This is a genomic window from Rhizobium sp. LjRoot98 (genome assembly GCF_964252935.1).
GTDB lineage: Bacteria > Pseudomonadota > Alphaproteobacteria > Rhizobiales > Rhizobiaceae > Pararhizobium.
Genome location: NZ_CAXUPW020000004.1, coordinates 191,225 through 205,070, shown reverse-complemented (window position 1 = coordinate 205,070; position 13,846 = coordinate 191,225). Strand labels below are relative to the sequence as shown.

The 13,846-nt window shown below is 59.5% G+C and carries 13 protein-coding genes; 9 read left to right on the top strand and 4 right to left on the bottom strand.

The features are described 5' to 3' along the window. Positions 1-54: 54 nt before the first annotated feature. The 5 genes from glpK (at position 55) to sbmA (ending at position 6,256) form a co-directional block, all read left to right on the top strand. Complete coding sequence (glpK, locus tag ACSQ3J_RS15335; RefSeq protein WP_436039475.1) at positions 55-1,545, top strand: glycerol kinase GlpK; 1,491 nt, start codon at positions 55-57, stop codon at positions 1,543-1,545. Between the two features lie 150 nt (positions 1,546-1,695). Then, positions 1,696-2,754: an LLM class flavin-dependent oxidoreductase gene (locus ACSQ3J_RS15330; RefSeq protein ID WP_436039473.1), complete on the top strand. Its 1,059-nt coding sequence runs from the start codon at positions 1,696-1,698 to the stop codon at positions 2,752-2,754. Between the two features lie 78 nt (positions 2,755-2,832). Further along, positions 2,833-3,582 carry a type I methionyl aminopeptidase gene (map, locus tag ACSQ3J_RS15325; protein WP_060505800.1) on the top strand — a complete coding sequence of 250 codons (750 nt, stop codon included), beginning with the start codon at positions 2,833-2,835 and terminating at the stop codon, positions 3,580-3,582. An 84-nt stretch (positions 3,583-3,666) separates the two neighbouring features. After that, positions 3,667-4,866 carry an MFS transporter gene (locus ACSQ3J_RS15320; protein WP_436039471.1) on the top strand — a complete coding sequence of 400 codons (1,200 nt, stop codon included), beginning with the start codon at positions 3,667-3,669 and terminating at the stop codon, positions 4,864-4,866. A gap of 121 nt (positions 4,867-4,987) precedes the next feature. After that, positions 4,988-6,256, top strand: a complete 1,269-nt coding sequence (sbmA, locus tag ACSQ3J_RS15315; RefSeq protein WP_060506062.1) for a peptide antibiotic transporter SbmA — start codon at positions 4,988-4,990, stop codon at positions 6,254-6,256. Positions 6,257-6,280: 24 nt separating this feature from the next. Here the strand turns inward: sbmA and ACSQ3J_RS15310 are convergent, their stop codons facing one another. Continuing rightward, on the bottom strand, positions 6,281-7,288 hold the full coding sequence (locus tag ACSQ3J_RS15310; RefSeq protein ID WP_436039469.1) for a polysaccharide deacetylase family protein: 1,008 nt from the start codon (positions 7,286-7,288) through the stop codon (positions 6,281-6,283). 136 nt (positions 7,289-7,424) lie between these two features. Here ACSQ3J_RS15310 and ACSQ3J_RS15305 point away from each other — a divergent pair, with 136 nt between their 5' ends. The 3 genes from ACSQ3J_RS15305 to der all read left to right on the top strand — a co-directional run bounded on the left by ACSQ3J_RS15305 (position 7,425) and on the right by der (position 10,288). Next, a complete protein-coding gene (locus ACSQ3J_RS15305; RefSeq protein ID WP_436039467.1) occupies positions 7,425-8,012 on the top strand; it encodes an NnrU family protein in 588 nt (195 codons plus the stop codon). A gap of 118 nt (positions 8,013-8,130) precedes the next feature. After that, positions 8,131-8,802: a tetratricopeptide repeat protein gene (locus ACSQ3J_RS15300; RefSeq protein WP_436039465.1), complete on the top strand. Its 672-nt coding sequence runs from the start codon at positions 8,131-8,133 to the stop codon at positions 8,800-8,802. Between the two features lie 67 nt (positions 8,803-8,869). Next, positions 8,870-10,288 (top strand): ribosome biogenesis GTPase Der, encoded by a 1,419-nt coding sequence (gene der / locus ACSQ3J_RS15295; protein ID WP_436039463.1) that lies wholly within the window; start codon positions 8,870-8,872, stop codon positions 10,286-10,288. 21 nt (positions 10,289-10,309) lie between these two features. On the opposite strand, the gene ACSQ3J_RS15290 is transcribed toward der, so the two are convergent. The 3 genes from ACSQ3J_RS15290 to ACSQ3J_RS15280 all read right to left on the bottom strand — a co-directional run bounded on the left by ACSQ3J_RS15290 (position 10,310) and on the right by ACSQ3J_RS15280 (position 11,936). Beyond that, positions 10,310-10,699, bottom strand: a complete 390-nt coding sequence (locus tag ACSQ3J_RS15290; protein WP_037098844.1) for a type II toxin-antitoxin system VapC family toxin — start codon at positions 10,697-10,699, stop codon at positions 10,310-10,312. Beyond that, entirely contained in the window at positions 10,696-10,950 is a 255-nt protein-coding gene (locus tag ACSQ3J_RS15285; RefSeq protein ID WP_037098842.1) for a type II toxin-antitoxin system Phd/YefM family antitoxin, read from the bottom strand. Before ACSQ3J_RS15285 ends, ACSQ3J_RS15290 begins: the two co-directional genes overlap by 4 nt. A gap of 65 nt (positions 10,951-11,015) precedes the next feature. Further along, positions 11,016-11,936, bottom strand: coding sequence for a sugar kinase (locus tag ACSQ3J_RS15280; RefSeq protein ID WP_037098840.1), 921 nt, complete (start codon positions 11,934-11,936; stop codon positions 11,016-11,018). 245 nt (positions 11,937-12,181) lie between these two features. Between ACSQ3J_RS15280 and bglA the strand changes: the two genes are divergently transcribed. Continuing rightward, positions 12,182-13,825, top strand: a complete 1,644-nt coding sequence (gene bglA, locus ACSQ3J_RS15275) for a beta-galactosidase BglA (RefSeq protein ID WP_037098837.1) — start codon at positions 12,182-12,184, stop codon at positions 13,823-13,825. Positions 13,826-13,846 lie beyond the last annotated feature (21 nt).

Below are 13,846 nucleotides of genomic sequence, written 5' to 3'. Positions count from 1 at the left end.
GCTCGCGGCCTCCGAGGAGGGGCCGTGGAGATAAGAAACGCCGGGAGGGGCAGCATGGCCGGATATGTTCTCGCAATCGATCAGGGCACGACATCGAGCCGTGCGATCGTGTTCGACAAGAACCAGAAAATTGCGGGGTCCGGGCAGAAGGAATTCAAGCAGCATTTCCCGAAATCCGGCTGGGTCGAGCATGATCCCGAGGAAATCTGGGACACCGTCGTCTGGACGATCAAGGAAGCCATCAGCAAGGCCGGTATCAAGGCCAGTGATCTTTCGGCCATCGGTATTACAAATCAGCGCGAGACCGTCGTCGTCTGGGAGCGCGACAGCGGCAAAGCGATTCACAATGCCATCGTCTGGCAGGACCGTCGGACAGCTTCCTATTGCGACAAGCTGAAACGGCAGGGTTTGGAAAAGACCTTCACCAAGAAGACCGGCCTGCTGCTCGATCCGTATTTTTCCGGCACGAAGTTGTCCTGGATACTGGCCAACGTCAAAGGTGCCCGCACGCGTGGTTCCCGGGGCGATCTCTGCTTTGGCACCGTCGATACTTTCCTGATATGGCGGTTGACCGGCGGCAAATCCTTTGTCACCGACGCGACCAATGCCTCGCGCACGCTGATGTTCAACATTGCCACCAACGACTGGGATAGTGAACTGCTTGATGTTCTTCGCGTCCCTGAAGCAATGCTGCCGCAGGTTCTCGATTGCGCTGCCGATTTCGGCGTGACGGACGCTTCTATCTTCGGCGCTGAAATTCCGATCCTCGGCGTTGCCGGCGATCAGCAGGCCGCCACCATCGGTCAGGCCTGCTTCCAGCCCGGCATGATGAAATCCACCTATGGCACTGGCTGCTTTGCACTTTTGAACACCGGCAAGGACATCGTCCGCTCAAAGAACCGGCTTCTGACAACCATCGCCTACCGCCTTGACGGCGAAACTACCTATGCGCTGGAAGGCTCGATCTTCGTTGCCGGTGCCGCCGTACAGTGGCTGCGGGATGGTCTGAAGGTGATCAAGGCGGCTCCCGATACCGGCACGCTTGCCGCAAGTGCTGATCCCTCGCAGGAAGTCTATCTTGTTCCGGCGTTCACCGGCCTTGGCGCGCCGCATTGGGATCCGGATGCACGCGGCGCCATTTTCGGCATGACGCGCAATACCGGCCCGGCCGAGTTTGCCCGCGCAGCCCTTGAGGCCGTCTGCTACCAGACGCGCGACCTGCTCGATGCGATGCACAAGGACTGGAAGAGCGACGGCCGAGAAACCGTGCTGCGTGTCGATGGCGGCATGGTTGCCTCCGACTGGACGATGCAACGCCTGTCTGATCTGCTCGATGCGCCGGTCGACCGGCCGACCATTCTGGAAACAACGGCGCTCGGCGTTGCCTGGCTTGCCGGCAGCCGGGCAGGGGTCTGGCCGAACCAGAGGGATTTCGCCAAGTCCTGGGCAAGGGACCAGCGGTTCGAGCCGAAGATGGACGAGGTAACACGGAAGGCCAAGATCAAGGGCTGGAAGGATGCCGTGCGGCGGACCCTGAGCGAATAATTCTGGCTTGCCGGGATTTTGCAAACTATCCTGCAGCATGAAACACACCGTTTCAACGGAAGGTCTGTGCCATCGGCCGATACGAGGCTATTTGTGATGCCAAACGATAGTTTCGCCGGTGTTCAGCGTTGATCAGACAGGCAGGACATCATGGAACTCGGTCTTTACACATTCGGCGATGTTCATCCGCAGGCGCCACAGGGGCGTGGGCGCGAAGGTGAGGAGCGGGTGCGCCATCTGATCGAGGAAATCGAGCTGGCCGACCAGGTTGGGCTCGATGTCTTCGGCTTGGGCGAGCATCACCGATCGGATTATGTCGCGTCGGCGCCGGCTATGATCCTTGCGGCTGCCGCCGCGCGGACGAAAAACATCAAGCTGACCAGCGCCGTCACCGTATTGAGTTCGGATGATCCTGTCCGGGTGTTCCAGCAATTTGCAACGCTCGATCTGATTTCCAATGGCCGTGCCGAGATCATGGCGGGGCGGGGGTCGTTTATCGAATCCTTCCCACTGTTCGGCTATGATCTCGAAGATTACGATCAGCTGTTTTCGGAAAAGCTGGATCTGCTCCTGGCGATCCGCGATGGCGAGGTCGTCACGTGGTCGGGTGAAAAGCGTGTGCCGATCAACGGCCGAGGTGTCTATCCGCGGCCCGTCAACGATCCGCTGCAAGTCTGGGTCGCGGTTGGCGGCACGCCGCAATCGGTGGCGCGGGCTGGCGCCCTCGGCCTGCCGGTGGCACTGGCGATCATCGGTGGCGAACCGGCGCGTTATGCACCTTTGTTCGATCTCTACCGCGAAGCTGCGCGCCGGGCAGGGCAGGATGCGTCGAAACTGAAAACCAGCATCAATGTCCACGGTTTCATTGCCGATACCAATGAAAAGGCCGGTGATCAGTTCTATGGTCCTCAGGCAGAGGTCATGAACCGGATTGGGCGGGAACGCGGCTGGGGACCGACCAGCCGGGCGCATTTCAACCAGTCGATCGGGCCGAACGGCAATCTCTTCCTCGGGGACCCAGATACGGTGGCGGAAAAGATCATCCGGCACCAGAAGATCTTCAAGAATGACCGTTTCCTGCTGCAGATGGCGATCGGCCTGATGCCGCATGACCAGATCCTGCGCGGCATCGAACTCTACGGCACTAAGGTGGCGCCGTTGGTGCGCGCCGCGTTGGCTAAGGAGAAGAAACAGACAGAAACCACCTGACGGCAGTGATTTTCCTTTGGTCTGCGTCTGGATTGGCTGCTTTCGGCGAGTTACATAAACAGCCGAAAGCGAGAGACGATGACACTCAACAACGACGAAGACCTGGAGCGGCTGAAGGAAATCGGTCGTATCTGCGCCAATACGATCCAGATCATGGCGGCAGCGCTTGAGCCGGGCATGACGACGGCGGAATTGGATACGATCGGCCGCAAACTCCTGGAGGAATCTGGCGCGCGCTCCGCTCCGGAATTGACTTACAATTTTCCGGGCGCAACCTGTATCAGCGTCAACGAGGAAGTTGCCCATGGCATTCCGGGTAGCCGCATCATTCAGGCGGGCGACCTCGTCAATATCGACGTTTCCGCTGAAAAGAACGGGTGGTTTGCCGATACCGGCGCGTCCTTTGCCGTGCCGCCGGTCAAGCCGCAGGTTGAGCGTCTTTGCCGTGACGGCAAACGCGCCATGTGGGTGGGGCTGAACGAAGTGAAGGCGGGAAAGCCGCTGGCCGCGATCGGCAATGCTATCGGCGCCTTCGCCAAGAAGAACCGCTATACGCTGATCACCAACCTGGCGAGCCACGGCGTCGGCCGCTCGCTGCACGAAGAGCCGACCGAAATCTCCACCTGGCCCGACAAGCACGAGAAGCGGCGGATGACCGACGGCATGGTCTTCACCGTCGAGCCGTTCCTGTCGCTCGGTGCCCAGTGGGCCGAAGGCGGCGATGACGAATGGACGCTCTACAGCGAACCCCGGGCGCTGACCGTGCAGTACGAACACACGGTGATCGTCACCCGCAACGGTCCGCTGGTCGTCACTTTGCCGGGCTGATGGCGCCGTTGCATTCGTGCCATTGAACGGCATCATCAGATTTTGTCATTTGTCATCGGTATGCTGCATTGCAATAGGTAGGGCATGACCAAGCCCGACCAGCCGCTGAACCAGAATCTTATCCCGACTGCCCTTGCCGGCGCCATCGCCATGGCAGTTGCCATGGGGTTTGGGCGATTTTCCTATACGCCGATCCTGCCCGGCATGATGAGCGGCCTTGGTCTGCCCCCGGCCGATGCCGGTTTGATCGCATCCGCCAATTTCATCGGCTATCTCATCGGGGCGGTCGCCGCCGGTTATGGCTGGGCGGCCGGGCGTGAGCGGGCGGTCAGTCTGTCGGCGCTTGTTGCGACCACGGTTCTGTTGCTTGCCATGGGGCTGACGTCGTCACTGCTGCTGTTTTCGATCATCCGCTTTTTCGCGGGTGTCGCCAGCGCCTTCACGATGATCTTCACCTCGGCGATCGTGCTCAGCCGGGGATTGGCGGCCGGTAATCCGCATGTGCAATCCGTCCATTTCGGCGGTGTGGGTATCGGCATCGCGGTGTCGTCGCTGATGGTCTTTGTGTTGCCCTCCGGCGGCTTCGGGACTTTTGCCGGCTGGCAGGCAGCGTGGTTCGGTGGCGCTGCAATCGCGTGTCTCGGCACGATCGCGGTGGCTTTCCTCCTGCCGTCTGGCCCGGCTTCCGGTAAAAGTGCCGAGCGGGAAAAGCCGCTGGTGTGGACCCGGCCGCTGGTGATCGTCACACTGACCTATGGCCTGTTCGGCTTTGGTTACATCATCACCGCAACCTTTCTGGTTGCGATGGCGCGGCAAGGGGCAAGCGATCATACGGTCGAGTTCCTCGCCTGGCTTATCACCGGCCTCAGCGCGGCGATCTCGGTGCATCTGTGGCGCCGCGCTGTTTCACGGCTTGGGATCACCGGTGTCTATCTGGCTGGCCTTGTTGTCGAGGCTACTGGTCTTATACTCGTCGTCACCCTGCCATCGCCCTATGCGCCGCTCATCGGCGGCCTGATGCTCGGGCTGACCTTCATCATGGTGACGGCTTACGGCCTGCAGATCGGCCGGGCGCTGGCACCGGAAAGCCCGCGCAAGGCGCTTGCCTTCATGACGGCCGCATTTGGCGTCGGTCAGATCATCGGACCTCTCGTTGCCGGTTGGCTGGCCGAAGGCAATGGGAATTTCAATGCTCCGACGCTGGTTGCGGCAGCCGTGCTCCTGTTCTGCGCTGGCCTGATCGCAATGGAGTTCCGCGGGATCGTTGCTGCCATGACGGCCTAAACAGTCTCGCGATTAAATAACGGTAACATTAGCTTGACGTGATTGGCAGGTGAGGGCTTTTGCCCTAGGTTCGCCACATCGAAGCAGGGTGTTCGCGCCCGCAGAAAACGTGAGTGCCGCCTTGTTCCATTCCTTCTTTCCCCGGCCGAAACCATTTTTTATCTCGGCTTTCTTGTGGGCCATCCTCGTCATCGGATCCTGGTATGCGGGCGGGGGGGCGCTCGGCCCCACGCTCGGTTTTACGGCGCGTGATCCCAATGCCGGCGTGGACATTTCGCTTTTCTGGTCGGGGGCGTTTCTGTGGTTTTACATTTATTACGCCCTGGCAACCGCGGTCTTTGCTGCCTTCTGGTTCTGGTACGCTCCCCACCGCTGGCAATACTGGTCGGTGCTGGGAAGCTCTTTGATTGTGTTCGTCACCTATTTCTCGGTGCAGGTCAGTGTCGCCTTCAATGCGTGGTACGGTCCCTACTACGACCTCCTGCAGCAGGCTATGGCAAGGACGGCACCGGTAACGGTGGAGCAACTCTACACCGGGCTTCTCGGGATCACGGGTATTGCTTTCGTATCCATAACGGTCAGCGTGCTGAACCTGTTTTTCGTTAGCCACTACATTTTTCGGTGGCGCACTGCGATGAACGAATTCTACATGGCGAACTGGTCGAAGCTTCGCCACATCGAAGGTGCTTCGCAGCGTGTGCAGGAAGACACGATGCGTTTTTCCGGTACGGTCGAGGGCCTCGGTGTCGGTTTCGTCAGGGCGATCATGACGCTGATTGCCTTCATGCCGGTGCTTTTCACTTTTTCAGACAAAATCAACGAGCTGCCGATTATTGGGCAAGTCCCGCATGCGCTGGTTTGGGCGGCGATCCTGTGGGCACTATTCGGTACCTTTTTCCTGGCCGTTGTCGGCATCAAGTTGCCCGGTCTGGAATTCCGCAACCAGCGCGTCGAAGCAGCTTATCGCAAGGAACTTGTTTATGGCGAAGACCATGAGGATAGAGCCCAGCCGGCGACGGTGGCGGAACTCTTCGCCAACGTTCGGAAGAACTACTTCCGGCTCTATTTCCACTACCTCTATTTCAATATTGCCCGCTTTTTCTATCTCCGCGCGGATGACCTCTACAGCCTGCTGGTGCTGATCCCATCGGTCGCCGCCGGGAAGGTAACGCTGGGCATCTTCACGCAGGTCAGCAATGTTTTTGATCAGGTGCGGTCATCATTCCAGTATCTAATCAATTCCTGGACGACAATTGTTGAGCTGATGTCCATCTACAAACGTCTGAAGGCTTTTGAGGCCACGATCTACGACGAGCCACTGCCGGATATCGACCAACGTTTTCTCCGGCGCGAAGATACGGACGGCGAGCTAGCAGCCAACCGCCCTTGAGTTTCGTCAGGTTTGGGATACTTTTTAAAAGGCGGAGCGATCCGCCTTTTTTTGTTTGGCGATGATCGGCAAAGCCTCCGCATAACTCACGCAGGCGACGTCGGGCTTGCCGCAGGTTTCGGTGAGAAACCGGTCGAGCGCGCGCCAATAGGCGCCGCCATTCATCTCGACGAAATGGAAGCCCAGCTGTAGCGGGATGCGATTTCTGTCATACTCTTTCTGGAAGGCCTTGCGGTAGGCATCAAGCGTGCGCTCTTCGAAGACGGCGCTGTCCTTCTTGTTTTCGATGCCCATGGAATGGCGAACGAACAGATTGTAGTCCATGCCGATCACCCGGCGCTGCTGCGGGCCTTCGGGAATGAGCGGCAGGCCGAAGCGCGGCAATCCATCCGCATCCGACGGCCAGCCCGGCCCCTTGGTGACGAGGCTGGCATCATAGGTAAAGCCATCCTGTTTCAGGGCGGGGAGCAGGCCATCGCTGAGCGACAGATAGGGTGCGCGAAAACCCTTGATGCCATGGGTTGCGAAGTCCGCCCAGCCCTTCGGCTCCTCGCCGGGAATGCCGGCCGCCTTCCAGGCGCCGGCCAGTGCTATATTGAACGCAGAGAATTCCAGTTTCCAGTCAGCAGTGCTCCAGCCTTTGCCGTCGAAATGGCCACACGCATGACTGCCGATATCATGGCCCGCCTCGTGGGCTGCCCAGATATGGCGGACGCGTGCCTGGATCTCTTCGCGGCTCTGGGCAAAGCCGACATTGGAGCGTGCGGCCTTATGGCCCGGCGCCTGATAGGTCTTGCCGCCTTCGGCTCGGGTCATCAGAAAGGTGCAGGAGAGAAAATACGTGAACCGCGCGCCGGTGCGCTTGCCCATCTCCAGGCTTTTTTCCCATAGTTTGTTGTCGTGCGCGCCATCGAACGAGATGATGACGAGCTGCTTGCGTTCCGCCGGTGCCGGAGGCTCGACGGCGTGGGCAACGGCAGGGGCGAGTGCCATTGCGAAAGCAAGACAGGTGGCTGCGGAAATTCTGGGCATGCGGGAACCTTGGGCGGCGAATGCGGGATTGCGTTCCCTGAGCCAAGAATGCGGCAATCCTTTGATCGGACTGGAAAACAAGCCGCATTACCGCTATGCGATAGTTCTGAATTCATAACAGTTGCGGGTATCCTTCATGGCCTTTCTCATTCTCGGTATCGTCATCTTCCTCGGCATCCATCTGGTGAAGAGCTTCGCACCCGGTCTTCGCGCTGCGGTCGTCGAGCAGGGCGGCACCGGGCTTTGGCATGCCATTCATGGTTTCTGTGCTCTTCTGGGTCTTTGTCTGATCGCCTATGGCTTCGATCTGTCGCGGGCAACGACCGGCATGCTCTACACACCGCCGAAGTTTCTCACCCATATCGCCCTGACGCTGATGCTGATCTCCTTCGTCTGTCTGGCAGCTGCGTTCCTGCCTGCCGGAAAAATCAAGGCTGCTACCAAACACCCGGCGATCCTGGCCATCAAGATCTGGGCACTGGCGCATCTGATGGCCAATGGCGAGGTCAACTCGGTGCTGCTGTTCGGCACGTTCCTTATCTGGGGCGTGATCTTGCGCATCTCGATGAAGCGCCGCTGGCGTGCAGGCGAGATCAAGCATCCGGTGTTCGTGTCTTATAAATACGATGCCATCGCCTTGCTTATCGCCCTTGTTGTCTACGTGTTGTTTATCTGGAAGTTGCACGAGCTACTGATCGGCGTTGCGCCGATTGTGATGGGGTAAACGGCGCTAATCGGGGCTAAATCGCGCTGCCCCCTTACAACGGCCTCAAAATACGGTAGAAGCGCGGAAATCTTTACATCCATCTTTGCAGGGAAGGCCGGGAAACCGGAACTTAGGAATGGCGAACCAGGACGACAGCTTTATCCGCGAAGTCAACGAAGAATTGCGCTCCGAACAGGTGAAAGCCGTCTGGACGCGGTTTGGCAGCGTCATCATCGGGATCGCAATTCTCATTGTTGTCGGCACGATCGGCAAGGTCGGTTACGAGTATTGGCACGAGACATCGGCCTCGCAATCGGGCGACGAATTCCTGGCAGCCTTGACGTTGTCGCGGGAAAACAAGACGGATGAAGCGCTGGCCGCCCTCGCCACGCTCGAAAAGGATGGCTACGGCGCCTATCCGGTTCTGGCGAAAATGCGGGCAGCAACTCTTCAGGCGCAGAAGGGCGATACCGCAGGCGCGGTCAAGGTCTTCTCCGACATCTCCAAGGATGCCAGCCTGCCGCAGGCAATGCGCGATGCTTCCCGCCTGCGTGCCGCCTATCTGCTGGTCGATACCGGCACCTATGAACAGGTTTCGGCAGAAGCTGAACAGCTTGCCGTTCCTGGTAATGGCATGCGTCATTCGGCCCGTGAAGTGCTCGGTCTTACAGCCTACAAGGCTGGCGATATGCCCAAGGCCAAGACCTGGTTCCAGCAGATCGTCGATGATGCCGAGACACCGCGCAATCTGGCAAACCGCGCCCAGATGCTGCTTGACCTGATTACCGCCAGCGGAAAGGCTGCCTGAACGGGCGTCCGAGAAAACAACATTGGAGCGTGACCGTTTGCGGGTGCTCTGAAGACAGGATTATTCGATGAACTTCACCGTCGCCATCGTTGGGCGCCCCAATGTCGGAAAGTCGACGCTTTTCAACCGTCTGGTTGGCAAGAAGCTGGCGCTCGTTGACGATACGCCGGGCGTTACCCGCGACCGCCGTCCGGGCGATGCCAAGCTTGTCGACTTGCGCTTCACCATCATCGATACCGCCGGCCTCGAGCAATCCGGGCCGGAAACCCTGCAGGGCCGTATGTGGCTGCAGACGGAAGCGGCCATTGAAGAGGCCGACCTGACGCTGTTCGTTGTCGACGCGAAATACGGCCTGACGCCGGCCGACGAGACACTGGGCAAGATGCTGCGCCGCCGCGGCAAGCCAGTCGTTTTGGTTGCCAACAAGTCGGAAGCCAAGGGCTCCGACGGCGGCTATTACGACGCATTCACGCTCGGCCTTGGCGAACCTGTTGCCATCTCGGCCGAACACGGCCAGGGCATGATCGATCTGCGCGACGCCATCGTCGCAGCGCTTGGCGAAGAACGCGCCTTTCCGCCTGAGATCGACGAGCCGGAGACCAATGTCGATCTGCGCGGCGAAGAGGACCTGGACGACGAAGACTTCGAGCCGGAATATGATGAAACCAAGCCGCTGCGTGTGGCGATCATCGGCCGTCCGAACGCCGGAAAGTCGACGCTGATCAATCGCTTCCTTGGCGAAGACCGCCTTTTGACCGGCCCGGAGGCCGGCATCACCCGCGATAGCATTTCCGTCGAATGGGACTGGCGCGGCCGCACCATCAAGATGTTCGACACCGCCGGCATGCGCAAGAAGGCGCGGGTGCAGGAGAAGCTGGAAAAGCTCTCCGTTGCCGATAGCCTACGCTCCATTCGCTTCGCCGAGGCTGTTGTCATCGTGTTCGATGCGACGATTCCGTTCGAAAAGCAGGACCTGCAGCTGGTCGATCTCGTTGCTCGCGAAGGCCGCGCCGCGATCCTTGCTTTCAACAAGTGGGATCTGGTTGAGGATACCCAGGCGCTGCTGGCCGATCTGCGCGAAAAGACCGAGCGTCTCTTGCCGCAGGTCCGTGGCATCCGCGCCGTGCCGATCTCCGGCCAGACCGGCTACGGTCTCGACAAGCTGATGCAGTCGATCATCGACACCGACAAGGTCTGGAACCGCCGTATTTCGACTGCGCGGCTCAACAAGTGGCTGGAATCGCAGCAGATCCAGCATCCGCCGCCAGCCGTTTCGGGCCGCCGCCTGAAGCTGAAATATATGACCCAGGTCAAGGCCCGCCCGCCGGGCTTCATGATCTCCTGCACACGGCCGGATGCCGTGCCGGAAAGCTACATTCGCTATCTGACCAATGGCCTGCGCGCTGATTTCGAAATGCCGGGCGTGCCGATCCGCATTCATTTGCGGGCGTCGGAAAATCCGTTCGAGAACAGGAAGAAGCGGTAGACGCCGGGAGTGGCGCTTGCCCTACCATGTGATGAAGGTCGGGCTATAGGCCGCAATCTTGCTGTCGCGGGTGACGAGGATCAGCGGCTCGGTGATCGCCTGCGCGATCAGCAGGCGATTGAATGGATCAGGGTGAGTGGTGTCCAGATTTCCCAGTGCTGCGGCGTGGGCAACGGTGAGGTTCAAGAAATCATATCCGACATTGGTGAAATGCCGGATTGCTTCCTCCCCATCGAAGGGAGGACTGTCCTTGCGTCCGAGCCGGAATTTCAGCGCGATTTCCCATATACTGGCTGCGGAGACGAAAACATCGTTGCTCCGGTTTGAGAGAATTTGGCGTATGTCTGACGGTAGGCGGTGTATCGCCGTCAGACTCCATATGGCCACATGGGTATCGAGCAGCAGCCTCATTCCGGCTTGACGCCGAAGAGTTCGGCAATCTCGTCATCCAGCGCATTGAAGTCCTCGAGAGACATGTCCGGAAATTGCCCTTGAAGAAGACCAAGCCGTCTTGGCGGCTTTTCATTGGCGGCTAGCGGAACCAGTCTCGCTGCCGGTTTGCCGTCGCGCGCAATGATGATCTCGTCTTCGGCGCCGCTTTCAACGGCGCTGACAAGTTGGGAAAGGCGCGTCTTGGCTTCCAGCATATTGACGATCGTCATCGCATCTCCCCTTGGCTAAGGTTGACCAAAGGTAATGCCGGAAGCCCGGAATTGCAACGATGAGCCTACAGGCTCGCTTCGAACTTGTCTCTGGAAACAAGGGCTCCGTGATGCTGAATGACCGTCGCTGCTGCTTCTGCCGCAAACCGCGCCGCAACGCTGGCGTCACCATCGACGGCATAGCGGGCAAGGAAGGCGCCGTTGAAACTGTCGCCGGCGCTGGTCGTGTCGACGATCTTTTCGACATTGGCGGAGGGGACGAACTGGAGCGGCGTATCACCAAAACTCAGCGTCACGCCCTTTGGTCCATCCTTCACCACGATATTATCGACGCCAAGGCCGCGATAGCGGGCGATGGTTGCCGCAATGTCGGCATCGCCGAAATGCGCCTGTTCGTCGTCAAAGCTCGGCATGACGAGGCTGGAGGCGCGGGCGCCGGCCGAGACCGTTTCGCGCATATAGGTCTTGTCGTCCCACAGGCGCGGCCTGATATTGGGGTCGAAGATGACAAGTTTGCCCGCAGCCTTGGCGCGGCGCAGTTCGGACAGCAGCGTTTCGACGGCTGAAGGGGCGAGAATGGCAAGGGTGATACCGGAAAAGACGATGATATCGGAGGCTTCGATGGCGGCGCGCAGATGGGTGGCGTCGTCGGCCAAGGTCTTGGCGGCCGAGACCGAGCGCCAGTAGGAAAAGCTGCGCTCGCCATCTTTCAAATGGATCATGTAGAGCCCGGGAGAACGGCCTTCAACGCGGCGGATGGCGCTAGTGCCGACCCCGGTCTTCTCGATGAAGGCCAGCATCTCATCGGAAACCGTATCGGTGCCGACGGCGGTCAGGTAATCGACCGACCAGTCGTGTGGAAGGAACAGCCGGGCATAATAGGCAGTGTTGAACGTGTCGCCGGCATAGCCCTTGCGCAGCAGATCACCCTCTGCCTGCATCAGTTCCACCATGCATTCGCCGATCGAAAGCAGCCTGCCTGTCATGAACTTCTCCCCGTTCTTCATGCTTTGCGAGAGCCGAGATACGGCTTACCGGCGGGGAAGGCAAGCGGATGCCGCTGGTTGCGAGTTGATATAAGGTCCGGAAAATCTTGCGGTGCTTCATGCCCTGTATGATCATTTTTGCCTCGGCCCACCGCAATCGCCACAAACGGCCGGGAAGGCCGTTTACTCGCTCCTGCGGCAACGATACATCTTTCAACATATCCTTGTGATCGCGGAGCTTTTTGATGGCATCTCCCTTGACGTCCAATCCCGACTGGTGGCGCGGCGCGGTGATCTATCAGGTCTATCCACGCTCTTTCCAGGATACGACAGGGGATGGCCTGGGCGATCTCAAAGGGGTGACGCAGCGGCTGCCGCATATTGCCAGCCTCGGTGTCGATGCCATCTGGCTGTCGCCGTTCTTCACCTCGCCAATGGCCGATATGGGCTATGACGTTTCGGATTATTGCGATGTCGATCCGATGTTTGGAACGCTCGCCGATTTCGACGCCTTGTTGGCGACGGCGCACCGGCTTGGCCTCCGGGTCATCATTGATCAGGTGATTTCGCACACGTCCGACCAGCACCCCTGGTTCAAGGAAAGCCGCTCGGACCGCACCAATCCGAAAGCCGATTGGTATGTCTGGGCCGATCCGAAGCCGGATGGCACCGCGCCAAACAACTGGATGTCGATCTTTGGCGGACCCGGCTGGGAATGGGACGGGGTGCGCAAACAGTATTACATGCACAATTTCCTCGGCTCGCAGCCGGACCTCAATTTCCACAATCCGCAGGTGCAGGAAGCGCTGTTGGAAACGGTGCGCTTCTGGCTGAAACGCGGTGTCGATGGCTTCCGGCTCGACACGGTCAACTTCTATTTCCACGACAAGGAACTGCGCGATAATCCGCCGCTGGTTTATGACCCGGATGCGATTGGGCTCGATGCTCCGGACGTCAATCCCTACGGCATGCAGAACCACCTTTATGACAAGACGCAGCCGGAAAATATCGACTTCCTGCAGCGCTTTCGCGCCTTGCTGGACGAGTTCGGTGACCGGGCTTCGGTAGGTGAGGTGGGGGATGGTGCGCGATCGTTGAAGACGGTGGCTGCCTATACCGGCGGCGGCGACAAGCTGCATATGTGCTACACGTTCGACCTCTTGGGACCGGATTTTACCGCCACGCATATCCGCCGCTGCGTTCAGGCGTTTCAGGACGCGGTCACGGATGGTTGGGTCTGCTGGGCCTTTTCCAATCATGACGTCACGCGCCATATCAGCCGGTTTGCTGAGACGGCCGATGAGCGCGAGCGGATTGCCAAGCTGGCGATCTCAGTGCTCGCGGCGCTACGCGGCTCGATCTGCCTGTATCAGGGCGAGGAACTGGCCCTGCCGGAAGCGGAACTGCAGCTTGAGGATCTGCGCGATCCCTACGGCATCCGCTTTTGGCCGGCCTTCAAGGGGCGCGATGGATGCCGCACTCCGATGGTCTGGGAAAGGAAAGCCGCTCATGCAGGTTTCTCCAGCGCCAAGCCATGGCTGCCGGTGCCGGCCGAACATCTTGCGCTTGCCGTCGATCAGCAGCAGGAAACCGGTTCCGTTCTCGATCACTACCGCCAGACACTGGCCTTCCGCAAAGCGTATGTGCCGTTGCTCGATGGTGCGCTGACATTCCTCGACACCAATCAGGACATACTGGCGTTCACGCGGGATAAGGGCGGCGAGAAGCTGCTGTTCATCTTCAACCTGCACCGTGGCCCGCAGACCGTCAGCGTCCCGAAGGGCATGGTGATTGCCGATGTTATGCCGATGCCGGGATTCGCGCCGAAGTTCGATGGCGGCGAGATCCTGTTGGAGGCGATGGACGTGTTTTGCGGGCGGCTGGGATAGACACGGCTTTGCTATGGATAC